The organism is Microbulbifer maximicatervae (SeqCode) (assembly GCF_052466985.1).
On the sequence record NZ_CP174298.1, the window covers coordinates 1630107 to 1655055 of the forward strand.

The window sequence follows — 24949 nt, forward strand, 5'->3', positions numbered from 1 at the left end:
AGCTATACAATCGGCCATTTAAATACCGGTATAGGTTAAGCGATAGATTTTATGGGCAAAATCATCAGAAATTAATACGCTGCCATCAGGCATTTCTAAAAATGCAACAGGGCGCCCATAGGTGGTTTCATCCCGCATAAAACCAGTGACCAGCGGCTTGTAATCCGTGACCTCACCATCTTTAACTGTCGCCATCATTACTCGGTAACCTGATTTTTTGCTTCGATTCCAGGACCCGTGCTCAGCAACCAACAAGTTCTGTTGGTATTCCTTGGGAAACTGCCCACCGCGATAAAAGTGAATTCCAAGAGGCGCCACATGGGCATCTAAATTTAATACCGGCTTGGAATAATCAGCGACCTTCTTACCCTGACCAAATTCCGGATCCGCAATATCGTCACCGTGGAAATAAGGATAGCCAAAATGCTCTCCTGCAAAGCTTACCTTATTGATTTCACAGGGTGGGATATCATCACCCATCATGTCCCGACCATTGTCTGAAAACCACAATTCATTAGTTTGCGGATGAAAATCAAAGCCAACGGAGTTTCTCACCCCATTTGCAATCACTTTTGTTTTCTTAGATTGCAAGTCCAGCGAAAATATTTTTGAGTAATTTTCGTTGGCATCACAGATATTACAAGGTGCGCCGACAGGCACTATTAGCTGCCCTTCACTATCAAAACGCAAAAATTTCCAACCATGATGCCTGTCCGCTGGAAACTGATCGTAAACAACCTCAGACTTCGGTTTGTCAAGATTTTTATCAATCTGGGGGAAGCGAATAATCTTATTGACATCAGCCACATATAAATCGCCATTTTTATAGGCAATACCTGTCGGCGCTTTTAAATCATCCATCAATAGCCAACGCTGATCAGCTACACCATCATTATCTGTGTCCTTGAAAGCATAAACTTTTTTCGCGCTGAAAGAACCAGAAAATACTGTACCCGACTCAGAACGTGCCAATTGACGAGCCGTCTCAACATCTTCTGCAAAGTAGCTGAGCTTAAAGCCCTCGGGTACCTTGAGGTAATCAAGGTCTATCTCAGCACTTGCAGAAGCTGCAAATAGCAAACTGGTCAAAAGTAAGTATTTCATATTTATATTCTTGCAAAATATAAATATTAACTAAAAGTGAAGATGTTGATCAACTCAGAGGTTCAGACATACACGAGCATTCATGCTTAAACCCTGAAAAGCCGCCCCCCATGTCGAAGATAAGCCAAAAATCAACGAAATCCAGTATTTTCAAGCGAACTGTTTGCGGTATTTACTGGGAAGAATACCTTTCTGCCGGAGAAACGCCCTTCTCATTTGTTCCTGCGACGAAAAGCCACACTGGGTTGCCACTACATCCTGACTAATCCCTGCCTCCAAGATTAACTGACAGGCCTTCTCAACTCTAACCTGCTCCAAATACCGAGCCGGAGTTACACCTATCTCGCTTGTGAAGCAGCGAGAAAAATTTCGGGGACTCATTGCTTGCTTTTTGGCCAAAAAATCAACACTGAGAGACTGCTCTAAGTTAAGGTTTATCCATTCCAACAACGGGGAGAACCTATTATTTTTTAATTGTGCCTGCAAATAACTACTGTACTGACTCTGATCACCATCACGCTTCAGGTACAAAATCATTTCCCGAGCAACTAAAAGGGCCAGTTTTCGACCGAAGTCCTCCTCAACCATAGCTAAGGCCAAGTCTATCCCTGCACTTCGCCCTACAGAACTGTAGATTTTCTTATCTCTCACAAAAATCGCTTTGTCATCTACTTCAATATCTTTATATTTTTTTAGATCACCGATGTATTTTTCATGGGTTGTAGCCCGATGCCCTGATAAAACTCCAGCCTTGGCAAGTACCAATGTACCACTTCCGCTAACCCCTATCCTCTCAACTTCCTTTGCCTTAACTTTCAACCATTCAAGAAACTGACTGTCATCCGTTAAGTCAAGGCAACTTTTCGCAGTACCACCACCAACTAAAAGAGTATGGATGGAATCGGCCTCGTAAAAACATTTATCTGGATGTACTTTCAAGCCAGTAGTTACTTGCCTCGGCTCCTTGCTTGCAGCCAAAAATTCAATTTTATACAGCTGATCTTCGCCATACCCAAAATCGGCCATTTGTTTATTAGCAAACGTAAACACCTCAGCTGGACCTGTGATATCCAGGCACTGGGCACCGGAACAAATAATGATCGATATCGTTCTCTTTTTACTTTCTTTAAGGCCCTGGTATGGCGATAGAAGACTACTTTTCACGGCAAACACCTACAACTAACTTATCAACCCAGAAGGGTTCTTTATGTTTTCTCGCAAATCTAACTTGGCGTAAAAAGGCAAAATAACTCGATGGAATTAAGTGACTTTGCGTTAGGATGTACTAACCTTGCATATTCTGTAAAGTGATATTGATATTACCTTAAAGAATAACCAGTCACCCAAAATTTGGGGCCTTTTAACTGATCAAATTTCATCCCACTTGTACTAACAAGCTGTACCAATAAAACTAACAACCTCAATTGGTACAGATGAACCAATAATTATTTCACTTACACAACGATAAATAGTATTTTCCACCCTAAAAATTTTGGCGTCTTTTGCATGCACACCAGCAAATGATTGAAGACTGTTTTTTTTGACACATCTAAATAAAATGCCAATTAAGGACCCACAACACTGCCTCAATTTTTCCACCCCGCCCCACAGACCGGGCCTGGGTGTAAAACAATCACCCAAAATTAAAAAAACTCCAAATCACAAACAAAAAAAGAACAAAAACCTACTATAAAAATTTAAATGTAATAAAATTGCAATAAAACACTAAAGCCAAGAACTATTTACCAACTCTAACATCCAACCACTCAATCAATAGCTTTACGATCGATTCAGCAATTAGGCGCAGCTACTACATCTACCGCATGTTAAGTGAGACCCCTATCTTTACCTGAGCCACTAAAATTCTAAACTCTTCCCTTAAGAGGAGAGTCAAGGCTTTAAGTTAAGAACTCATTGTGTACTCTTCTCAGAACCTACTTTTAGCCAACACCTTCTGCCAAGATCACCGCTACCCCTTATTAATTACCAACCAAAAGTTATCGAGATAGCCTTTCCATCTTATGGATAAAATCTTTTAGTGAAGAACTGAAAATGACATAGACCTTCATGAAAAGAGCTTGAAGCCCTCAGCCCCAATATGAATCTCACAAAACATTTAAGTAATGAAGCTTGACGATCATCACAGGCCCACATCTTAAGACTCATCATTTCCAACCAAAAGGACAAGCTTCCTGCAAAATTTTACTTTATCGTCTCTTAAAACCAGCCAGGTTCACGATCACCATTATTATATTTCTGCAGCGCATAGATCAGCCATTTACAGCAGTGAAACCATGAAAAACAATACTTATGAAATTCTTTACCCACCTAAATGTGTCGAATTAATTCTCCGACGAGACAGACACAAACATCCATCCATCCATCCATCCATCCATCCACCCAACAACTAAATTACCAATCGAAGTGGCGAATGAGGGAAGGAACAACCTCCACTATTAACACAACCCTAAAATCTGGCGCTACACCCTTCGAATTAGAAGTATTTATGCGATCCTTTGCCTGGGGGGTGCTAATCAAACTGATTCCACCAACTAAACACCTAAAAATATCCGCGACAGAAAAAACAATAAAAACTTACGACTCACACCACCTCAACTTGCACAGGTGTACCAACATAAAAAGCTGGCCAAAAATATAAATCACATAAAATACAAATCCAGAAAATAATAAAACTAAGAAATTATTATTAGCGCCAACCCAACCCTAGACAACTTAATTTTCGGACTTTCCTGCTTACTTGACGGCCAATGCTCTAAAAATTAAAAAGCAAGCAAATCTATCTCTGCATACATGGCCACAAAATCAATTATTCATAGGTAGAAAATATGATTGGCAAATGATCTCTATAAAAATGTTGGCACGTCTAATTTTTAGCAGTCGAACAAACTGAGACATCAAAGAACTGATAACCACTCTCGTTTGGCTCACAAAACATTCTCTAAAAATTTACTGAAATCAAACTAATGCTAAATCTTAGGGTCGCTAGATTTATATAAGTCTGAAAATAAGACAACACGGAAATCCAAAGATGAGCCTTGATCTAAATAGAATGGTGTGAGCGGCAACTACAAAAACAGTTCGGGAAAGATTCTGAAGATGGCAAGAGGATAAGTGAGAAAGCTTTCTCTCAATACATCATCCGCCGAGTAACCAGAGATCAAAGCCGGAAACTCTTTGTAGGGACAAACAAATAGCTGCTTAAGGGATTAGTTAAGAAATTGAGTAGAATAATAATGGGAATTTATGAAGGGGGGTAGTGCCCAAATCGAACAATCTGGGCACTATCAATAAAAGAACGACTAAAGGTAGAAAATATCTGACCTGATCGTTATAAAGGCAGTAGTTCCAACTCAACTCGGCGATTGGCCTGACGCCCAGCTTCAGAGTCATTGCTGGCAATAGGATAACGCTCACCGTAACCTACAGCCTGTACACGACCTGCAGAAACGCCCTGACCGCTGAAGAAGCCAGCAACGGAATTAGCACGCTGTTCGCTCAAGCTCTGGTTGTACACATCTGAACCAGTGCTATCGGTATGGCCGCTGACTCGAATTGCAGTTTTATCAAACTCCTGCAATACAACAGTGACCGATTCCAGAGTGTCATAGAAGTCTGTACGAATATCTGCGCGGTTAGTGCCGAAGGTAATGTTACCCGGCATGATCAGGCGAATATTATCACCTTCACGCTCAACACGTACGCCAGTACCTTCCAGGCGCTGACGCAACAACATTTCCTGACGATCCATATAGTAACCAATGCCACCACCGATCGCCGCGCCACCCAGGGCACCAGTCAAGGCTCCCTTACCACGGTCTTTCTTACTGGCAGTAGCGACACCAACGATCGCTCCAGTTACAGCTCCAATTCCAGCCCCCTTGGCGGCATTACTGGTCTTACTTTCACCTGTGTAAGGGTCCAATGTGGAACAACCAACCATCGAACCCAGTGCCAGGGCTGCTACCCAATATTTCATTATTGGCTCTCCTAACGCATTTTTAAGTAACGGGTATTGAGCTACACATGTCTTGTGCAATCTCTGTATTGTTCAACACACTATCTGACTGGCGGCTGAACCAACCCAATGAAATTTTCCATAGACTAAAGCGAATTTATTGTCAGTTCTACTGACTAGTCCCCATTACGTACTAACTATTCATAACTACGTACCAATGACGGACAAAGTAGCGAGCAAGAAGTGATCAGCTTCCCGGTCTTCCACAAAATCTGTGGATAAAACTGTGCACTAATACGCTATCCATGGCGCCAGCCGGCGTAAACTCTCGCCTACAGCGTTTTGCACATTTTTTAAACTCTTCAGTTTTCCTTTTAAAAACAACAAGTTAGAAATCTGCCTTGACGTCAAATAGCGGTGGATATCTTCTTGTTTGAGGGCAAATTTTACCAACTGCGTATGTGGAAAAGTTTGTCAATAGCCTCACGCTCCACTGAGGCAATTTTTTTAGACGCTTTTGTTTTTAAAGTCACCCCCAAGAGGCAGCGAATACCTCTATGTCTGTCACTTAGTAACAAAAAAAATTTCGTGCCAGCCCCTGTGGACTTCTATAAAAACCCTTTTGTAACCACTGAATTAGTAATGCGGAGGTTTTTCATCCAGCGGCTTGCCGGCCCCCTGCATCTCAAAAGCAATCGTCCGATACTTTTCGCCCAACTCGCGCATATGTGCGAGTAGAGTGCGAATATCCGTATCCTGACGAGTAATCACATCATTTAATTGGCTTATAGTGTCTTCCTGAAAAGCCAAACGGCTCTCCAGTTCATCGACCCGCTCTACCAGAGCCTTTATTTCTTCAGTCATCACAACAACCCGTAAAGAACATCTACCAGACCGACCGCTCGACGATCCATAAATAAGCTCTGCCCCAAACGAGTTGTCACGTATCCGAATCCCAGCCCTCTTTCCGGATCAGCAAAGCCGACACTACCACCCGCTCCCGGATGTCCAAAGCCCTGGCTACCCCCAAAGCGCAAGTCCGCCGCGGAACTGCTGCGAATAAAGCCACAACCAAAACTCACCTCAGCCTGCAATACTTTATCGTGGCCATGACTCTGCTCCTTTGCCGCTTCATCTATCAACCGCTTGGGCAAAATAGTCGGCTCGTCACAGGTGAGTTCACCGTAAACCGCTGCCAGGTCTCTCGCACTGAAGTGGCCATTGGCTGCAGGAATTAAGGCACCGCGCCACTCGGAGCTATTGGTACCCATCATCAAGCTCACCGGGTTGCTAAATGCCATCGCAACAGGCCCTTTGCGGTCTTCTTTTATGGCGCGGCCAATGGCATTTTCCCGAAGCTCTGGTAAGGGTTGTTTCAGCGGGCTGACATCGGCAATTCTCTGCGAACGATGTCCGTTTGCCCCAAAGCCCCCATCAAGATTGAGGGGTTTGGCTAGCAATTCCCGATAAAGTTCCAACAAGGGTTTTTCAGCAACCCTTTCAATTAATCCACCCAAGCTCCAGCCGTATAAAAATGGGGCGTAACCCTGTGCACTTCCGGGCTTCCACCAAGGCTCGCTGCCAGCTACCTGGTCGCAAGCGGCCTGCCAATCGTAAATCAAACTGTCTTTTACCCGCTCACGGAAAGCGACAAGTCCGCTGCGGTGGCACAGCAATTGGCGTGCGGTGACAGTTTCCTTGCCTGGGGCAAATTCAGGCCAGTAATCCGCTACCGGGCGATCCAAATCCAGTTTGCCTGCGGCAACTTGCTGCATCGCCAAAACTGCAAGAACGCCTTTGGAAGATGAGAAGACATTGGCCAATGTGTCTTCAGTAAATGGCCTCTCTGCACCCCGATCCGCACTTCCCGCCCATAAGGAACAGATTAATTCTCCATGCTGGCGCACGGCAAAGGCCGCTCCTGTATCACCGCACTCGCGAAAATTTCTGGCAAAAGCATCGTAAAGAGCCTCTAAACCAGGGGCACAAAAGCCGTATATGTCCATGTATTTACGTCCAGATAATTCGGATAACTCTGTTGCAAGCCCGCAAGGGTAGTTTCTTCCACTCTGCGGCGCAAATCGGTAGTATTGCGCGCTCATAGCGAGGGATAAATATGACTCAGGAAAGCGCAATTCAAGATCAGATCCAGGGCAATCATTGCTTCGGCTGTGGTCCAGACAATGACCAGGGCCTGCGTATTAAAAGCTACTGGACCGAGAAGGATCAAACCCGCTGCGAGTTCCTTCCCAGCTCCCATCACAATGCTGGACCTGCTCAATATTTAAACGGTGGAATTATCGCTACGGTTATCGACTGCCATACCGTATGCACAGCCATCGCCGATGGTTACCTGCAAGCCGGACGAGCTGTCGGCACTGGTGACAAGATCTGGTATGCCACCGGCAAACTGGATATTAGCTACCTGGCACCGGCTGCCATCGATAAACCGGTCATTCTCGAAGCCACTATTGTTCAGCGCTCCTCCAAGAAAACTGTTCTGCACTGCAATCTCACCAGCAATGGACGCCTCTGCGCCAAGGCAGAAGTCATAGCCGTCCGCGTCCCGGATGAGTGGTAAAACCATAAGCTGATAAATGGCTGCCGGCCCTGTTTTGGCCGGCGGTGACAAAGGGCGAATAACTTACAGCGCTTCGCTCTCTTCCATATCCTCCAGGCGATGGCCGCAGAATTTGCAGTATTCCGCATCTGGGTCATGGGCACTACGGCTGCAGTTATCACAGCGCTGTTGCACTCGCTCCCGATGCATTTCTCCAGCCAATTCCGCCGTTAGAATGCCGGTAGGCACTGCAATAATTGAGTAACCAATCAGCATGGTCATTGCAGCAATGCCCTGCCCCAAAGGCGTTTGCGGAGAGATATCGCCATAACCAACGGTTGTGATGGTCACAATAGCCCAATAAACACTCGTGGGAATACTGGTAAATCCGTGGCCTGGCCCCTCCACCACAAACATCAGGGAACCAAAAATAATGCACATAACCAAAACACTGGAGTAAAACACCAGGATTTTGCGCCGGGCCAGCCCGAGGGCTCGCAACAAGACGTTGGCATCACGTAAGTAGCGAACCAGCTTCAGGATTCGGAAGATCCGCAGCACCCTCAACAGGCGAATCACCAAAAGATAGGTGGCGCCAGTATAGAGAAGCGCCAAGTAACTGGGGAGAATTGCGAGCAGATCCACAATCCCATAGAAACTGAAAATATATTTGCGGCGATTCACCGTGCAATATATCCGGGCGATATACTCAATGGTGAAGAGGCCAGTAAATACCCATTCCAGGCCGATGAGTAAGTGCTCATAGCGGTCGCGCACCGTACCTATGGAGGTCAGGAGCACCAAACCCACGCTGATCAGGATCGCCCAGATCAAAAAAACATCAAAATTCCGCCCTGCCCGGGTCTCGGTTCCGAAAATTACCTCATTGAGCAGTTTGCGACGTCCCGTCAACGCCATCTATCACCTCAACTACGCTGCTGTTTCATATTGCGGCAAAATTCTAACCTCTCAGGCTTCAGGGGTCGCCCCATTTTCAACATCGTTTACAGCGGCTTTGACATCCTGCGCACCTCGGGCACAATTCCCGGCATTTTCAGCAAATACCAACGGAGTATTCCCAGCCATGGCTAAGGAGAATCGTCTCGTCTATTCAACTGACCTCGGTCGAATTAAAGAGGAATCCAGGACAGAGAAGCGCCATGATGGAGATGGCATAGTTCGAATCCAAAGGGAAACCAAGGGCCGCAAAGGAAAAGGGGTGACTTGCGTGCGCGGGCTGCCAGGCACTGACAGCGAACTCAAGCTGCTCCTGGCAGAGCTCAAGAAGCGCTGTGGCTGCGGTGGCGCCCTCAAAGATGGGGTGATTGAGATTCAGGGTGACAAGCGTACTGAGATCAAAACATTCCTTGAATCTCGCAACCACACGGTAAAGCTGGCCGGCGGTTAGCCGGCTTTAAGCAGTCGCAGTGGCTTTAACTGCAACTGCTTTTCCCGCTCCAAACACTGACTCAGCAAGGCGGCTAGCTGGATATGATAGTGCTCCAGAATCGCAGCGCGAATGTGTTTGCAACGCGATTCCATAACCTGCAGAGAATCCAGCACTTCCTGTCTCCCTTGTGGCAGCTGCCTGAAAGGCTCCTCCTGAGCTTTCAAATTTATTGCCGCAGCCACCCCTTGCTCTTTTAATAGAGCCGAACTTTCCACTGCCGCTACTATGGCATCTATCTCTCGCAAAGACAGCGCTGTATATTTTTGCAGCAGCTCCCTTTCATTCAATTCTGGTGATAGGTGCTGGGCAAATATTGCCAGCGAGTGGCTATAACCGGCGAGCCGATCCAGATGCGGTGCCAAGCTATCGTAGGCGGCCAAATGGCGCAGCTGATTCCTGGCTGTCTGACGCTGATCCGTGGGCATAGTTACCAGGGATAGACACAGGCGCTGATAGAAAACACCATAAATCTGCTGTAATTGCTTGTGTGACTCCTCCAGTTCAGCGCGCTTAACAGCGATCTGCTCTTGAGCTCCTGCAAGGCTGGCCCCCTTCAAGCAAAAGTCTTCAGCGGTAAAAGGGATTTTGCCGCGTATCAGCGCCGCTCCCAGCTGCATTGTAAAAACCCTGATCTGCAAGTCCTCCCGGCGTCCACGCAAATCACGCAACTCCACCAGTTTACTGCGCAGCCAATCGATAGTGCCCTGCAGATCCAGCGCCTGCATTTCCGCAGAGGATGGCCTGCGCAGAGGCATCAGGGTCAAGGGCGCCAGGCGATTGAAATACTCGTCCAGTACCTCAGCAGACTCCTCTGACTCCTTACTTGAACTCAGTAAAAGTCGGTTTTCGACCATCTCACAGTCTTTGCCAGCAACTTCAGAGGTCACAGCGGTTGCCAGCCCGGCAAAGTCCACAAACATGGATTGCAGGGGTATCGCAGATCTAACCTGCCCCACAAATTCCCGCTCAATCAACACCGTTACACATTCACTGTCGATCGCCTGCTGAATATCCCAGGGGTCCCTGGCCTGCGTCATAGCAGCCTCAACCACATCGCAGGTATCAACATCCAGGTTCTCCTGCATCCAGCGGACGGCATCGGGAATATTTGCACAACTGCGTCCCAGCACCTGGGCTTCGCGATTAATTTCTGTCACTAAGAGATCTGCGTGCACTAACCGGTGCCACTTTCTGGCGAAGTCTGCCAGCGCATCACTACCTATTATCTGCGCCGCAACACCATCAGCCCTCTCCTGCAGCATTACGGCGCTGCCTGCGGTTAAGCGGCAATGCAGTGCCTCCAGGCGCTGCAAGATAGGGAGCAAAATATATCCACCAGTCACTAACATACGGTGAAAAGGCGCGGCCAATGCTCCCGAAGCATTATCCGGGCTAACAATACTGCGCTCATTTTCAAAAGCCCACTGCATCAGTTCCAATCGCTGCACGGTGCCGTAAGTCAACCAACCAAGTGCGCCGAGCAAACGGCCGCGATAGAAGGCGAGTCCCCGGCCCACGAGTGCCAGGACCTCCTTTCCGTCCAATGAGGCAACGCTGGCAAGCCCTACCGTAAGTGGTAAATTCTGCCTAAAAACCTGGAGAAATCCCGGTTGGGACAGAATATGGGAGTCTGCACTTACAAAGACCTGGCTGATCTTTGGCAGCCCCAGCTTATCGACCAGTGAATTAATTAGCTTCAAGGCCTCCTTACCTTCAGAGGGCAACAGCTGACGGGGCTCCGATGAATCTCGCAAACGGGAGGATAAGCAGAAAAATGGCCAGACAAACAGCAGACCAACAAGCAGGGCGAGAAGTACGGTTAAAATACTCAGCGACACCCCCACCCAAGTAAGTTCTCCCTGCCAAACAGCCATAGGGATTTGCCATAGGGCATATCCACTGAAGAAAACACAAGCGAACAGTACCAACCAGAATATTGAAGGCACGATTACTGCTTTGACCACTCCCCAAACTGCCTTGCCCTGACTGGTGACACTGTCAGCCTGTAATCGGCCTGCATCAGATAAATACCACTCAACCGAATCCTGGGAGCCTTCCGGCTTTATTGCTGGATTGCCTGCGGCAGGAGTGGATGAAACGACTTTCTGGGGCTCGTCTGCTTCGAGAGTTTTCTGGCTAACAGGAACAAAAGGGTCAGTACCAGCGCGCGCCTTATCCGGCGCATCCACCGATGCAGCATTGACCTGGGCCTTGCGCCGCTGGGCGACTTTTATCTTTGCAATCAACTCGCGGTTATCAAACCGTCCCGCCGGACAAACCTCCACTCGCAGGCCAATTTTCTGCAGACTGGTGCGAAACTCCAGCGCCTGGTCAGAAACCAACCGATCTTTAATTACCCAGCCTTTTAGTAGCAGCCTGCGCGCCTGGGGCTCCGAGATAGAGAACAACTTCGCCACATCCCGGATAACCGGACCCGGTTCTTTGGCGTGAAGTGTCCTTCCCGTGGAAACCACCTGGTACAAATCCTGGCCCGCCATCTCCCTCTCCTGTCACCAAGTGACGCAAATTGTCACATTTATTACATCTTGCGCGGAGAGTAAAAGATTCAGAGAAAATCAGTTGCGCACCAGTTCTCACCAAGCCAGTTCAAAAACAAAAATGGCAGGAAAGAAGGCAAAGTTCACAGTTTTTATGGCACGCTTTGCCAATTTAGGAAGAATTCAGGGAGTGAATATCGCTAGAACACGCGCCGCCAGATCTGGAATAGACAACCCCTTATCTCTCGGCTTATACCAACTGTATGTGTGACTCAAGGCACCGACCAGCAAACGCCTTACCAGAGCGGGATCACCACCGGGACACTCGGCGGCCTCAATAGCGTCCAGCCATATCTGCTCATACTCCTCCCTTAGGCGTAAAACCTCCTGCTGACTCTCTTCGGATAGGCTTCTCCATTCCACCACCAGGATAGAAAAACCCGGTACTGCCAACCCATGAATAGCCTCTAATTCACACTGAATACAGGCCTGAAGCCTCTCTTGCGGTGTTCGACTCTGTTCCGCTGCGGTTCGCATTCGCGCACCGGCAAATATCGTCACCTCCCGCATTACTTCGCAGAGAATCTGCTCCTTACTAGAGAAATGATGAAAAATACTGCCAGACAAAATACCCACTTCAGCAGCGAGATCCCGCACTGTTGTCCGGGCGAACCCTTTTTGCTCAAACAACCGCGCTGCAGCATTCAGCAAACGTCCACGGGCAGATTCAGGATCTGTTAGCACTCCCTCTGCCACCAAAGCACCTACCAGCTGCTGCGGCGATAACTCTTCGGGAACTCTCACTAAATCCTGCCCACTTTCAATCACGAACCACTCCCCGTATTGATCAATTTGAGTCAAGCATCTTAACGGCCCTGAGAATTTTTAATCAAATAGGCGCCAAGTATTGAATACCAAGCGCTTGCTTGGTAGCGTTAAGCTATTCTGCGTTTTCCCACACGCAGGCGCAAGCGCCGACAAGAACAATAAAAACTGAATAAGCCGTAAGGCCGTAAAAAAGGAAACTTTCATGCGCTATCAAAGCCAGCTGCGCTCCGGCAGCTTTAGCGAGCAAACCTATATCGTCACCGGCGGCGGCAGCGGTATTGGACGCTGCATCGCCCACGAACTGGCCAGCCTCGGCGCCCATGTAGTATTGATCGGGCGCAAACTGGACAAGCTGGAAAGGGTTGCCGGCGAGATCAACAACGATGCTGGCGAGTGCAGCTTATTCAGCCTGGACATCCGCGATGAAGAAGGGGTGCAGGAGACAGTGGGGCAAATAGTCCAGGCCCGGGGCCAAATTCACGGATTAGTGAACAATGCCGGTGGCCAGTTCCCCTCACCCCTTGAGCAGATCAACACAAAAGGGTTCGATGCTGTTGTACGCAGCAACCTGCTCGGTGGCTTTTTAATGTCCCGAGAAGTTTTTGTTCAATCTATGAAACAGCACGGCGGCAGTATCGTAAATATCACCGCAGATAACGCCGGCGGTATGCCAATGATGGGCCATTCCGGTGCCGCTCGAGCAGGCATGGAAAATATTACCGAAACCTCCGCCTTAGAGTGGGCACCTTTTGGGGTTCGAGTTAATGCTGTAGCGCCAGGCTATATTCTCTCCAGCGGCTTTGATACTTACGACCCCAAATTCCTGCGCGAGCTATTACCGGGCTTCCGAGACAGTATTCCCCTCTATCGATTAGGAGAGGAAGCGGAAATTAGTGGGGCCGTGTGCTTCCTGCTTTCCGATGCCGCCAGCTATATCACCGGACAAACGCTGCGTATCGATGGTGGCTCGAGTCTCAAACATCACTCTCCCCTTTGGCACCCTCAGGCGGCCCGTAACTCTAAACGCTTCAACGGATTCCATCGCAAACGCCGGCCGCAGGTAGTGGAAGAATTGGAAGCGGAGGGCAAGCTCTAATGCAGCCGATTGATTCCCAGCTCGACAACCGCTCAGCAGAGTTCAATGACAACCAAGCTGCCATGCTGGAACAGATCAACCATTTTCGTGAAGCTGAGCAACGTCCGGTACAGGCAGAGAAAAGTAAGGCTGCGCGCTATCGTGACCGGGGCTGGCTGCTGCCAAGGGAGCGCCTTAATTTATTGCTCGACCCCGGCGCGCCTTTTGTAGAGTTGTGCTCCCTTGCCGGCTATAAACTTTTTGACGACCAGGATGGTACCGGTGCGGGTGGCGGAGCCATTTGTGGCATTGGCCAGGTCAGCGGACAACGTTGCATGGTTCGGGTGGATAACTATGCCGTAAAAGGTGGCACCATCTCACCAGCCGGGATGGATAAAGCCCTGCGAATGCAGAGGATCGCTCTGGAGAATCATTTGCCGATTGTCGCCCTGGCACAAAGTGGTGGTGCCAACCTGATGTATGCCAGCGACACTTTCGCTCCCGGTGGACGCGGATTTGCTAACCAGGCTCGAATGTCCGCTGCCGGTATTCCGCAAGTAACCGTGGTACATGGCGGCGCTACTGCCGGCGGTGCTTACCAGCCAGGCCTGTCAGATTATGTGGTCATGGTACGCGGGCAAACCGGTATGTATCTGGCTGGGCCGCCGCTACTGAAAGCAGCCACCGGTGAAATTGCCGATGCGGAAAGCCTCGGCGGAGCGGAAATGCACTGTACCGAATCCGGCAGTGGCGATTACTTAGCTGAGAACGACGCCGATGGTATCCGCATAGCGAGGGAAATTATTGCCGCCCTACCCTCCCCCATTAAAAGCTCAGTAAAAAAAGATTACCGAGACCCACTACACCCTATCGACGACCTGCTCGGCCTGATTCCAGCAGACAGTAAAAAGCCCTACGACGTGCGCGAAATTCTCGCTCGTGTCGCCGACGGCTCTGCCATGCTGGATTTCAAGCCGGAATTCGATCGACAAACCGTATGTGGCCATATTCGTATTGAAGGCTTTCCTGTAGGAATTATTGGGAATAACGGCCCGATCACCCCCAAGGGGGCCAACAAGGCCGCGCAGTTTATTCAGTTATGCGAACAGAGTGGCTCGCCACTGCTGTTTTTACATAACACCACTGGCTTTATGGTGGGTACCGAGGTGGAGCGCAATGGCATCATCAAGCACGGCGCCAAAATGATTCAGGCCGTGGCCAATGCCAGCGTACCAAAACTCAGTATTGTCGTAGGCGGTTCCTATGGGGCCGGCAACTACGCCATGTGCGGTCGCGGATTCGATCCCCGCTTTATTTTTGCCTGGCCCAATTCCCGCACCGCAGTTATGGGCGCAGCCCAGGCCGGCAAGGTAATGCGCATCGTCACCGAGCAAAAAATGCAACGCAGTGGCAATGTGGATGAGACTGTATTGGACAAATTGGAAAATGACACCAGCGCATTTATGCAGGGCAATTCCGATGCTCTCGCCTGCAGTGCACGCCTCTGGGATGACGGCATTATCGATCCCCGCGATACACGCAAACTTTTAGGCATGTTGCTAGAAATTTGCAATGAGGCCGAGCAGAGAAAACTCAATAAAAATACCTTTGGCGTAGCTAGGTTCTAACGAAAAACCGGGGCAACAAGGAAGTGCGGTTGCCCATTAACACAATCACCGGGTTCACACTTCAAGGCAGGGAAAACAATAATGATATTTAGCGATCAACACCGGGAACTGCAGCGCACTGTACAAAACTTTGTACAGCAGGAAATCAATCCCAATGTGGCGGAATGGGAAAAGGCCGGCCGCTTTCCTATCCACGAAATTTTCCAGCAACTGGCCAGCCTGGGCCTGCTGGGCATCAGCAAGTCCACGGACTTCGGTGGTCTGGGTCTCGATTTCAGTTACGAAACCGTTTTCCTGGAAGAGCTGGGCAGCGCTCACTGTGGCGGTGTACCCCTTTCAATTTCAGTGCAAACCTCCATGTGCACCCCGGCTCTGGCTAATTTTGGCAGCCAGGATTTGAAAGAGCAGTTCCTGATTCCCGCTGTGAGTGGCGAGATGATCGGTGCAATTGCCGTTTCCGAACCCGGCGCCGGTTCCGATGTTGCTTCGATTAAGACCACCGCCAAGAGCGATGGCGACGACTATGTGATTAACGGCAGCAAGATGTGGATCACCAACGCCCCTTGCGCCGATTTTTTCTGCACCCTGGTCAATACCAGTGAGGGCAAAGCCCATAGCAACAAATCCCTGGTCATTATTCCGGCGAAAACGCCTGGTGTACGCATCGGCGAAAAACTCGACAAATTAGGCATGCGCTCATCGGAAACCGCTCCCATCTTTTTTGACAATGTACGGGTGCCCAAACATTTCCGTATCGGCGATGAAGGTGCCGGATTCCTATTGCAGATGCTTCAGTTCCAGGAAGAACGCCTCGCCGGCGCCGCGCTGAACTTAAAAGGCCTGGAGCACTGTGTAACCAGCACCATCGACTATGTGCGCGAACGCCATGCCTTTAAAGCACCATTGATCGACAATCAAACTATCCACTTTGCCCTCGCAGAAATGCAGACCGAAGTGGAATGCCTGCGCTCTCTAACCTGGCGCGCGGTGGAAGCTTATGTGGCAGGTGAAGATGTCACTACCCTTGCTTCAATGGCCAAGCTCAAGGCTGGTCGCCTGTCCCGCTCTATTCCCGATCAGTGCCTGCAGTTCTGGGGTGGCATGGGCTATATCGAGGAGACTGTAATCAACCGCGCTTACCGGGATAGCCGTCTCACCGCTATCGGCGGCGGTGCAGATGAAGTAATGCTCGGCATTATCTGTAAGCTGATGGGCATACTGCCCAGCAAACGCAAACCCACCGCGTGAGGTCAGGCCATGGAGACAATTATTGATGAAACCATCGGCATCGCCCGCCATCTCACACTAAATCGCCCGCAACAGCGCAACGCCATCAGTTTGCAAATGGTAGATGAGCTTCTGCAAAAACTCGCAGAAGCGGAAGAAGATCCGCAGGTGCGAGCGTTGGTACTGCGGGGTGCAGAACACAACTTCTGCGCCGGTGGCGATATTGCCGATATGCTCAATGCTCAGCAGGGCGCGAGCGATGGAAATAGTGATGTGTTTTTTCACCTAAACCGTCGTTTCGGTGAATTGATGGAGCGATTTAATCGCACCCCTTTAATAGTCATTGCAGTACTGGAAGGTGCCGTAATGGGCGGTGGTTTCGGGCTCGCTTGCAGTGCCGATATTGCCATCGCCGATCGCAGTTGCCGCTTTGCCCTTCCGGAAACCCGCCTGGGTTTACCGCCTGCACAAATTGCTCCCTTTGTCGTGGCACGGGTCGGCCTCTCCCAGGCCCGGCGCCTGGCCCTGAGCGGAGCGAAAGTCAATGCGCAGCAGGCCTTGGAAATTGGGTTAATCCACCAGCTGCTCGATAATTCCGAAGCCCTCGAAGGCGCGCTGCAGGAACACTTGGGCGCGATCAATGCCTGCGCTCCCGGCGCCCTGGCAACGACCAAGCAGATCTTGCTGGATGCTGCACGGGTAAGCGATGAGACTGCCCTCGGCCAACTGCTCGACGGCGCTGCGCAGCAGTTTTCCCGTGCAATTCAAGGCCATGAAGGGCGCGAAGGCGCCCGTGCATTTCTGGAAAAACGATCACCGGAGTGGCAGCACTGATGTCGACAACAGAGACCCTGTTAATCGCCAATCGAGGCGAGATCGCACTGCGAATTATGCGAACTGCTCGGGCGGAAGGCTATCGCACAGTCGCCGTCTACAGCGATGCGGACTGCGATGCACTGCACGCACAGACTGCCGATATCGCCGTAGCCATTGGCGGGCAGACTTCGGCGGAGTCCTATCTGGATATCCAAAAAATTCTCGCCGCAGCTAAAAAAACCGGAGCCACTGCCGTCCACCCTGGCTACGGCTTTCTCGCTGAGAATGCGGAATTTGCCAGCGCTTGCGAAGAGAATGGACTGAGTTTTGTTGGCCCGAGTGCCGAAGTCATAGAATTGATGGGCAACAAACGCAAAGCCAAGGAGTTTGTTGCCGCTGCCGGTGTACCCTGTATTCCCGGCTTCCAGGGTGCCCAGGACGACGACACCCTGGTCGCCGAGGCGAGGCGCATTGGATTCCCGTTAATGATCAAAGCCGCCGCAGGCGGTGGTGGACGCGGCATGCGCCTGGCTCACGAAAACAACGAGCTGGCCTCCCAGTTGCGCGCTGCCCGCAGTGAATCCATGAGTGCATTCGGTAGCGACGAGTTGATTCTGGAAAAGGCACTGGTCAACGCTCGCCATATCGAAATCCAGGTATTTGCGGATCGTCATGGCAACTGTATTCACCTGGGGGAGCGGGATTGCTCCGTACAACGACGCCATCAAAAAGTGGTCGAAGAGTGCCCTTCCCCAGCGGTCGACACCCAACTGCGGGAAAGAATGGGGCAAGCCGCTGTCGACGCCGCGCGAGCCTGCGGTTATCTAGGCGCGGGCACCGTAGAGTTTCTACTCTGCCCCAACGGCGAATTCTATTTCCTGGAAATGAACACCCGGTTGCAAGTAGAGCACCCGGTAACAGAAATGGTAACCGGTTTTGACCTGGTAGCTTGGCAACTGGCAGTAGCACGCGGCGAAGCCCTATGCGTTGCCCAGCAGCAAGTCTCCCAGCAGGGGCACGCCATTGAAGTCCGCCTGTATGCCGAAGACCCGGAACAACAATTCCTGCCCCAGGCCGGAAAAGTACTCCACTGGGTAGCGCCAAAGGGGCAAGGAATCCGTATCGACCACGCTTTGAAAAATGGTTGCGAAATTACGCCATTTTACGACCCCATGCTCGGCAAATTAATTGCTTGGGGGCAGGATCGAGAAGAAGCTCGGCGCAAGCTAACTCAGGCCCTAACCCGGCTGGAATTTATCGGCCCCAAAAACAATATCCATTTCCTGCAGAAGATCCTGGCCGAATCACAGTTTATCGCTGGCGATGCCGATACCAGCTTTCTCGACCAAAACAGCACGCTGACATCCGCAGAACCAGTTCCAGCAGTAATCGCAGCCCAAGCCACATTACTTAATCACTTGCACCAAGCCAACCCTCAAGATCGGCGTAGCGGCCGCAGTGACTGGCGCAGTGGTGACAACAGCGTGCCGATCAACTACCGACTGGAAATTGCAGGACAAACCCTAAACTGTGAGCTGCTGGCGTTAGTAGATAATTCTTATCAAATCTCAGTAGACGACCAGCAGTTCCTGATTCAGTGGGTCCATTTTGAGAAATCACAAAAAGAAACTGGAGTTTATAGCGCTGAACTTCTGCTGGATGGCGTTAGCCAAAAGAGACTGTTCCTAGCCAACCAAAGCAATCTGTATGTCCTGTTAGACGGCAGGCAATTTCATTTTGTCGATATCATCCACGCCCCGGCCAAATTGAGCCTTAACGAAGGCAGTGGCCGCATCACGGCTCCTATGGACGGTTGCCTGGTGCAGGTATTGGTTGAGCCCAATCAAAGCGTTCAGCGGGGAGACACTATCGCCTTAATGGAAGCCATGAAAATGGAGCACGCCCTGCGCGCAGACCGCGACGGTACCGTAATTAAACTGGGCGCCTGTGAAGGAGACCAGGTACGCGGTGGCCAGCTGTTAGTTCAGATCGAAGCCGCTCCCACGGAAACCGCCAAAATCCCCAGCGACGCTACTTCCTAAAGGAGATCAGCATGTACGATATTGATGCCTCCCGTATGGCAAGCCCCTTCTATGACGAAGGCCATCAGGAATGGCGCACCCAGTTGCGCCGCTTTGTCGACCGCGAGATTACTCCCTACATTACTCAATGGGACGAAGACGGCCAGCTACCCGCCGAGCTTTGGAAAAAAGCCGCAGAAGTTGGCCTTCTGCAGATGAGTTATCCGGAAAACTACGGCGGCATCGAAACCGATGTCTTCCATATGATTGTTGCCGCAGAGGAGTTAGCCCGCCCCGGCGCTGGTGGCCTCTACGCCAGCCTAATGGTCCACGGCATTGCCCTGCCCCCATTACTGCACTATGGCAGTGAGGCCCTAAAAGATCAGGTTATTCCCTCGGTATTACGTGGCGAAAAGCATATTTCCCTGGCTGTTACCGAGCCAGGCGCAGGCTCCGATGTAGCCAATCTCCAGTGCCGCGCAGAGCGTGATGGGAATGACTATATCGTTACCGGCGAAAAGACCTATATCACCGGCGGTATGCGCGCTAACTGGTTTACTACTGCCGTGCGCACTGGCGAGGAAGGCTTCGGCGGTATCTCCCTGCTCTTAATCCCTGCGGATGCCGAAGGCGTTAGCCGGCAGCTGCTCGATAAAAAACAGGGCTGGTGGTGCTCCGACACGGCCAGTATCTTTTTTGATCAGGTGCGCATCCCCGCGAGTAATCTAATTGGCGGTGAGAACCAAGGTTTCTTGCCCATAGTGCACAACTTCAATCGCGAGCGCCTGGGCATTGCCGCTTCCTGTGTAGAATTCAGCCGGGTCTGCTTGCAGGATGCCATTGAGTGGGCCCAGGAGCGCCAAACTTTCGGAAAGCGTCTCGCCAATCACCAGGTGATTCGACACAAATTTGCCCAGATGCTTCAACGCATCAATGCCACCCAAGCCTATCTGGACCTCTGTGCCTGGGCAGAGCAACAACATCAGCTCAAAGTAGCGGATATCGCACTACTCAAAGTCCAAGCCACAGAAACCCTTGAGTTCTGCGCTCGGGAGGCTATGCAGGTGTTGGGCGGCGCAGGCTATATGCGCGGCAGCCGTGTTGAGCGTATATATCGTGAAGTGCGAGTGAATGCGATTGGTGGCGGATCTGAAGAAATTATGCGGGATCTAGCGTCCAGGCAAATGGGGATTTAGTAAGTGTAAGGCCCCCTGAAAACATTCATATTAATAATTACGAAGCTTTATTTGGGGTAGTTACTTTGACTCAGGCAGCAGCAATTTCTTAAGAGAACAATTAACTACCCACTTTATAACCATCTTAATAACTACCAGAGGAATAAAAATATAGAGATAGCGAAGAGAATTGTGTGATATTTAGAAAATTCATCCCAAAAATTCACTTTCCCAAATAGTATTTCTGCATAAGGATCACCAAAGATCCAATCCGGCCTCTCCCCTCGAGCCAACCTGTTACATACAGCATGAAAGGCATAAAAGGAAGAACCCCTCGGTTTGAAAAACAAAGCCATCGGACTTCCATCCCCAAGCCATTTTTCATGGTACCTCTCAAATTGGTACTTAATCAGATCAGATAACTTTAGGTGACTGATTAAAATCGTAACTGGGAAGGAAAAAACCACTATAGTAAAAAAATTAAACATAGCCCAATTCGGGAACCCAACTTATATAGCGCTGACACTTAGTCAAAAATTAATTGGCACCCAACTGTGTAGCTCAGGCTCGCAATAACACGAGCCCGAGATCAGACTTAAACGCAGCTACCCTTGCTTCTTATCCTGAATGAAATCCCTTACCTGCTCACTTAGTACGGCCATAGGAACATTGCCATTTCTCAGAATGATTTCATGGAAGTCCTTAATATCGAAGTCTTCACCAAGTTCATTTTGCATCAGTTCTCGCAAGGCGAAAATCTCGAGGGCACCAGAATCATAAGAGGTAAGCTGCGCAGGCATAACCGCCATTCGGTCCATCAGAGTCCTCGGGCCTTTTGCAAATGAAGCGCCAGAATCCTGCAAAAACTCCGCAACCTTTTCATCACTCCAACCGAGTACATGCATTGCGGGTCCCGCTACCATACCTCGCGCAGGCCATGCTCTCCTTAGGATCTTGGTTGACCCATACTGATACATTCCCGCTTCTTCCGCTAGATGTTCAGAGTACCTACCCCAACCTTCAGCAAAAGCAGAGTTAGACAAAGCATCTTCTATTTTGTGAAACTTTTCTTGCTCTTGTACGAGAGCAATTTGCATATGATGGCCCGGGTACCCTTCGTGGATAGTAACCTTCTCTGCAGAAGCGTAAGACTCATCCTTGTAAGTTGTCGGATCATATCCAAATCTCGCCTTGCGCTCCTTGGTGCCCGGAATATAGTGTGCGCTGCGACCTGAACCCTGTTCATGCTCAGGGATAGCTTTTACTTCCATTTCAATCAAAGGCATTTCATGGAAGAAGTCAACGGTTAAATCTCTAGACTTATCTACCAGGCGCTCATAAAACTGATGCATCTCATCAGCGCTATTAAATTTCTGAGTTTTATCCTCACTGGCCCTTGCCACTGCCTCAGAATAGGAATCTACTTGATAGAACTCCTTGCCTAAGCGAACCACTTCGCTCTTGTTTGAGTTGACAGCCCTTAAACCCAACTCAAAAACTTCTTCAGGTGTTCTCTGCAAAGTCGTATAAGAACGATACTGAGCCATATAACATTCACGGCCATTAGGAATCGCATGGATACCAAGCTCCGCTCTGGCTTCAGGTAAATAGGCAGACTCTAGAAAATTCTTGTAATTCTCCATTGAGGGGATAACGTGATCTGAAAGCACTTGCTTGAATGCAGCTTCAAACTCAGGGTCCCCAGCTTTCTTCGCTAACCCCAAGAACGGGTGCTCATCGATAGGTACTTGGGTCAAGCCATCAACTTGCTGAATGACTCGCTTAACCACACTCTGAGGTGCGGAGTAACCTTGCTCTAACCCCCGGCGGAGATTGGCTATTTCTTGCTCATAGTAACGAGCCGCGTCAAGCCAACGTTCAATCGCATCTGCCTTTTCTTGGGCTGTTTCAACCGGCTGAACCTCGGACAAAAAGCCAAGAATGATATGAGGCCCAAACATATGATCAACAGACCAGAGTTCAGTCTTACACACCCTTAGGCCAACATTGGACTCTAATCGCTCCTTCAGTTTGAAGTAGAATACCTTCTCTTGATCACTTTTTAGACCATTAAGATCTATCTCTGCCAGTCTATTGAGTATTCTGTCCTCAGATGCCGCTAGAGAGGCAGCGTTACTGGGGGAGTTACTTAAAAAAAGGTTGTGCCTGTCCAGCTCCATATCTGAGAAGTAAGCGTACGGCTGGAAGTTTTCTAAATAAGCTTCGGCATATTGATCCGCTAGATCATGGAGTAGCGCCGAGTTTTCAATAGCTTCCCTACCGGCCACATCAGTTTGGTTATCAGTAACTGAGCATCCCATTAGGACCGATGAAACTACCAATACACCTAAACCCACTCTTTTTACATTAATCATTCTTATAAGACCGCAACATAAAACTCATTAAAAAGGTTTCTACAAAGAAAACTTCAACGTCCTGTTTTATAGTAGGCACTGTAACAAAATGAGTTTCAACACCTCAAATGCGGAATATCGGCGAAGCGAGGATATTTATAGATAAATCCCAGAGATAGAGCGCGGAACTCGTTTAATTGGCAGAGTCATAAATAACAAGCGCTAGCAACTTGACATAGAGACCACCTAAACCTCCCTTAACCTATGCACTTGAAGGGTATGGCGATGCATAAGAAGCCCACTTTAATAAAAATGGGCTTCTTAAAGAACAGCAATTCCTTATAACACCGATGAATGTTACTTCATTTATATTACGGCACTAACTGGTAGCTATTACCTAAGTCGTCTTGTACCACCTCAGCAATACCATCGATGGCGGAAACTTCTAATGGCTCACTTAGAATGCGACTTCTAAATGTCCAGCCTTCTGGCAGATTGAGGCGACTTCCCAGGTCTTTTAAATCGTCAAACTGAAGATCAGAGACCTCAATACGACTAAATGATTGCATAATATACACCTGCCCATTGATATCAGTTAGCTCATAAACACGGCGGCCTTCATAAAACAACCAAGTATTATTCCTTAGTACTTGTCCAGGAATATAGGAAACACTCTCTCCGAGATCAGAACTATAATTCATGGTGGTCAATAAGCGCATTTCTAAGTCACCGAAAAAACGATGTTCATCATCCGGACTAGGTGAGACAATATCGCCACCTAAAATTTCATCCACCACAAAAAAACGCGGCCCATTAGGGATTGCTAAAAGCGCACCATACTCAATTTCTATATCGCTGAAGTTGATAGCATCCCACTGATTTTGGGGACAAAAATTAACACCCGGGGTACCCCAAATCTCTGTTGACTCCTCAGCTCCGTCTAGATAAGACAGTAATATCTCACAATAGCGAAAATTAAAGAGTGGACCGCCAGCTTGCAATGGTTCCTCAACCGTAGTATTTCGCAAGAAATCTAAAAAGTGTATGGCCAATTCCTCGCCTACATCGTCTTGAATAAAGTGGCCTGCAGCAAAGCGCCTATGATCACCATCATCCGAACCTGGTACATGCTCCACCCACTTCTGTTGCGTTTCAATACTCCCCAAGTTGATATCATACTCACCGGCATTAAACATAAAAGGGTTGTGAAAAGCTCCAAGTGTTTTCCAGGCAGAAAAATTCTGCATTTCAATACCTACCATCATCGCAGGAAATGCTCGTATTGCCGCTTTATACTCAATATTTGGGTAGGGGGCGTTATACGCAATTACTTCCTCATCACTTAGCAGGTTAATAGTCAATGTTTGTACCACATCTCCAGCAATTAATTCCGGTACACTAGAGGCATAGTTAATCCATTGTTGGAATCCCTCCACCCTATCAGTCGATTTTGAAGTAAAGAATGTTTCTGCATCACCCAGTGATTCATCAATCTCAAAAGTCGGGTATATATAAGGATTTCCCCCCAATGGAATCACCGGAAGGTCACCATTCGCGACAACTAGCCTTCCGATAACTTGTGGCATATCACCTGCAATACGAAGACCAATAACACTTCCCCAATCTTGTACAAACAGATTAATATCAGTTAAATTTAACTTATCAATAAACGCCTTAGTCCAAGCAACATGTTGTTCATATTGATGAACTGTGACGTCGATCGGCTTGTCTGACCTTCCCATTCCAATATGATCTGGTGCAATCACTCGGTAACCGGCATCAGCAAGGATCGGGATCATTTTTCGGTATAAATAGGACCAGCTGGGTTGACCATGTAGTAACAGTATAACTTCACCATTATCAGGCCCAACATCCACGTAATGCATATTTAAGCCGTCAATTTCTACGTAACTTGGCTCAAACTCATATCCTGAAAGGGAGTCAAAACAGGCATCGGGAGTAACAATGTATTCCAAACCCGTAGCGGTTGCATGTATTTCACTTTCAGACAATTTACAAGCATCGCTATTTGGGCCTGTAACTAAGGGAATCTCTGTCCCAGAGACATCTTCAGAGTCATCCGAGTCACAAGCAACCAATAGGGAACCCAAAAAGCAGATACCGAACAGACACCGGAATAGAGAGATATATTGGGGAGTTTTAGATATAGAGACAAAAGAATAATTCATAATATAAACCTTCCTTTTACATTAAATAAAAATTCCTTTAACTGGAGA

Annotated in this window: 18 protein-coding genes; 8 read left to right on the plus strand and 10 right to left on the minus strand. The window is 48.9% G+C overall.

Annotation, left to right across the window (positions count from 1 at the left end; translation table 11 throughout):
- Positions 1–18: 18 nt before the first annotated feature.
- From ACJJI3_RS07115 to ACJJI3_RS07135, 5 genes are all read right to left on the minus strand, one after another.
- Positions 19–1104, minus strand: a complete 1086-nt coding sequence (locus ACJJI3_RS07115; RefSeq protein ID WP_444932963.1) for a PQQ-dependent sugar dehydrogenase — start codon at positions 1102–1104, stop codon at positions 19–21.
- Between the two features lie 150 nt (positions 1105–1254).
- Positions 1255–2268 (minus strand): GlxA family transcriptional regulator, encoded by a 1014-nt coding sequence (locus tag ACJJI3_RS07120; protein WP_413665483.1) that lies wholly within the window; start codon positions 2266–2268, stop codon positions 1255–1257.
- Positions 2269–4453: 2185 nt separating this feature from the next.
- Entirely contained in the window at positions 4454–5101 is a 648-nt protein-coding gene (locus ACJJI3_RS07125) for a YiaD family glycine zipper/OmpA-like lipoprotein (RefSeq protein WP_413665482.1), read from the minus strand.
- A gap of 615 nt (positions 5102–5716) precedes the next feature.
- Positions 5717–5944, minus strand: coding sequence for a SlyX family protein (locus ACJJI3_RS07130; RefSeq protein WP_282933169.1), 228 nt, complete (start codon positions 5942–5944; stop codon positions 5717–5719).
- Positions 5944–7086, minus strand: coding sequence for a serine hydrolase domain-containing protein (locus ACJJI3_RS07135; protein ID WP_413665481.1), 1143 nt, complete (start codon positions 7084–7086; stop codon positions 5944–5946). Before ACJJI3_RS07135 ends, ACJJI3_RS07130 begins: the two co-directional genes overlap by 1 nt.
- A gap of 110 nt (positions 7087–7196) precedes the next feature.
- On the opposite strand from ACJJI3_RS07135, the gene ACJJI3_RS07140 reads away from it, so the two are divergent.
- Positions 7197–7661 (plus strand): PaaI family thioesterase, encoded by a 465-nt coding sequence (locus ACJJI3_RS07140; RefSeq protein ID WP_282933171.1) that lies wholly within the window; start codon positions 7197–7199, stop codon positions 7659–7661.
- A gap of 63 nt (positions 7662–7724) precedes the next feature.
- On the opposite strand, the gene ACJJI3_RS07145 is transcribed toward ACJJI3_RS07140, so the two are convergent.
- Complete coding sequence (locus tag ACJJI3_RS07145; protein ID WP_413665480.1) at positions 7725–8558, minus strand: ion transporter; 834 nt, start codon at positions 8556–8558, stop codon at positions 7725–7727.
- Between the two features lie 166 nt (positions 8559–8724).
- On the opposite strand from ACJJI3_RS07145, the gene yciH reads away from it, so the two are divergent.
- On the plus strand, positions 8725–9048 hold the full coding sequence (yciH, locus tag ACJJI3_RS07150; RefSeq protein WP_444912837.1) for a stress response translation initiation inhibitor YciH: 324 nt from the start codon (positions 8725–8727) through the stop codon (positions 9046–9048).
- On the opposite strand, the gene ACJJI3_RS07155 is transcribed toward yciH, so the two are convergent.
- Both ACJJI3_RS07155 and ACJJI3_RS07160 read right to left on the minus strand, forming a co-directional pair.
- Positions 9045–11588, minus strand: coding sequence for a mevalonate kinase (locus ACJJI3_RS07155; protein ID WP_444941978.1), 2544 nt, complete (start codon positions 11586–11588; stop codon positions 9045–9047). The genes yciH and ACJJI3_RS07155 overlap by 4 nt on opposite strands.
- 183 nt (positions 11589–11771) lie before the next feature.
- Positions 11772–12416, minus strand: coding sequence for a TetR/AcrR family transcriptional regulator (locus tag ACJJI3_RS07160; protein WP_444897600.1), 645 nt, complete (start codon positions 12414–12416; stop codon positions 11772–11774).
- A gap of 202 nt (positions 12417–12618) precedes the next feature.
- Between ACJJI3_RS07160 and ACJJI3_RS07165 the strand changes: the two genes are divergently transcribed.
- The 6 genes from ACJJI3_RS07165 to ACJJI3_RS07190 all read left to right on the plus strand — a co-directional run bounded on the left by ACJJI3_RS07165 (position 12619) and on the right by ACJJI3_RS07190 (position 20379).
- Positions 12619–13512, plus strand: a complete 894-nt coding sequence (locus tag ACJJI3_RS07165) for an SDR family oxidoreductase (RefSeq protein ID WP_444941979.1) — start codon at positions 12619–12621, stop codon at positions 13510–13512.
- Entirely contained in the window at positions 13512–15119 is a 1608-nt protein-coding gene (locus ACJJI3_RS07170; RefSeq protein ID WP_444941980.1) for an acyl-CoA carboxylase subunit beta, read from the plus strand. The genes ACJJI3_RS07165 and ACJJI3_RS07170 overlap by 1 nt, the downstream gene beginning before the upstream one ends.
- An 81-nt stretch (positions 15120–15200) precedes the next feature.
- Positions 15201–16367, plus strand: a complete 1167-nt coding sequence (locus tag ACJJI3_RS07175) for an acyl-CoA dehydrogenase family protein (protein WP_444897603.1) — start codon at positions 15201–15203, stop codon at positions 16365–16367.
- Between the two features lie 9 nt (positions 16368–16376).
- On the plus strand, positions 16377–17180 hold the full coding sequence (locus tag ACJJI3_RS07180) for an enoyl-CoA hydratase/isomerase family protein (RefSeq protein ID WP_282933179.1): 804 nt from the start codon (positions 16377–16379) through the stop codon (positions 17178–17180).
- Positions 17180–19204 (plus strand): acetyl/propionyl/methylcrotonyl-CoA carboxylase subunit alpha, encoded by a 2025-nt coding sequence (locus tag ACJJI3_RS07185; RefSeq protein WP_444941981.1) that lies wholly within the window; start codon positions 17180–17182, stop codon positions 19202–19204. Before ACJJI3_RS07180 ends, ACJJI3_RS07185 begins: the two co-directional genes overlap by 1 nt.
- Positions 19205–19215: 11 nt before the next feature.
- A complete protein-coding gene (locus ACJJI3_RS07190) occupies positions 19216–20379 on the plus strand; it encodes an acyl-CoA dehydrogenase family protein (RefSeq protein ID WP_444941982.1) in 1164 nt (387 codons plus the stop codon).
- A gap of 584 nt (positions 20380–20963) precedes the next feature.
- On the opposite strand, the gene ACJJI3_RS07195 is transcribed toward ACJJI3_RS07190, so the two are convergent.
- Both ACJJI3_RS07195 and ACJJI3_RS07200 read right to left on the minus strand, forming a co-directional pair.
- Entirely contained in the window at positions 20964–22733 is a 1770-nt protein-coding gene (locus tag ACJJI3_RS07195; protein ID WP_444941983.1) for a DUF885 domain-containing protein, read from the minus strand.
- A gap of 350 nt (positions 22734–23083) precedes the next feature.
- Positions 23084–24901: a haloalkane dehalogenase gene (locus ACJJI3_RS07200; protein WP_444941984.1), complete on the minus strand. Its 1818-nt coding sequence runs from the start codon at positions 24899–24901 to the stop codon at positions 23084–23086.
- Positions 24902–24949 lie beyond the last annotated feature (48 nt).

Coding starts and splice junctions, on each gene's coding strand:
- ACJJI3_RS07175 (WP_444897603.1), top strand. CDS start 15,201: ATGATATTTAGCGATCAACACCGGGAACTGCAGCGCACTGTACAAAAC.
- ACJJI3_RS07115 (WP_444932963.1), bottom strand. CDS start 1,104: ATGAAATACTTACTTTTGACCAGTTTGCTATTTGCAGCTTCTGCAAGT.
- ACJJI3_RS07135 (WP_413665481.1), bottom strand. CDS start 7,086: ATGGACATATACGGCTTTTGTGCCCCTGGTTTAGAGGCTCTTTACGAT.
- ACJJI3_RS07155 (WP_444941978.1), bottom strand. CDS start 11,588: ATGGCGGGCCAGGATTTGTACCAGGTGGTTTCCACGGGAAGGACACTT.
- yciH (WP_444912837.1), top strand. CDS start 8,725: ATGGCTAAGGAGAATCGTCTCGTCTATTCAACTGACCTCGGTCGAATT.
- ACJJI3_RS07145 (WP_413665480.1), bottom strand. CDS start 8,558: ATGGCGTTGACGGGACGTCGCAAACTGCTCAATGAGGTAATTTTCGGA.
- ACJJI3_RS07140 (WP_282933171.1), top strand. CDS start 7,197: ATGACTCAGGAAAGCGCAATTCAAGATCAGATCCAGGGCAATCATTGC.
- ACJJI3_RS07190 (WP_444941982.1), top strand. CDS start 19,216: ATGTACGATATTGATGCCTCCCGTATGGCAAGCCCCTTCTATGACGAA.
- ACJJI3_RS07170 (WP_444941980.1), top strand. CDS start 13,512: ATGCAGCCGATTGATTCCCAGCTCGACAACCGCTCAGCAGAGTTCAAT.
- ACJJI3_RS07125 (WP_413665482.1), bottom strand. CDS start 5,101: ATGAAATATTGGGTAGCAGCCCTGGCACTGGGTTCGATGGTTGGTTGT.
- ACJJI3_RS07130 (WP_282933169.1), bottom strand. CDS start 5,944: ATGACTGAAGAAATAAAGGCTCTGGTAGAGCGGGTCGATGAACTGGAG.
- ACJJI3_RS07195 (WP_444941983.1), bottom strand. CDS start 22,733: ATGATTAATGTAAAAAGAGTGGGTTTAGGTGTATTGGTAGTTTCATCG.
- ACJJI3_RS07185 (WP_444941981.1), top strand. CDS start 17,180: ATGTCGACAACAGAGACCCTGTTAATCGCCAATCGAGGCGAGATCGCA.
- ACJJI3_RS07165 (WP_444941979.1), top strand. CDS start 12,619: ATGCGCTATCAAAGCCAGCTGCGCTCCGGCAGCTTTAGCGAGCAAACC.
- ACJJI3_RS07180 (WP_282933179.1), top strand. CDS start 16,377: ATGGAGACAATTATTGATGAAACCATCGGCATCGCCCGCCATCTCACA.
- ACJJI3_RS07200 (WP_444941984.1), bottom strand. CDS start 24,901: ATGAATTATTCTTTTGTCTCTATATCTAAAACTCCCCAATATATCTCT.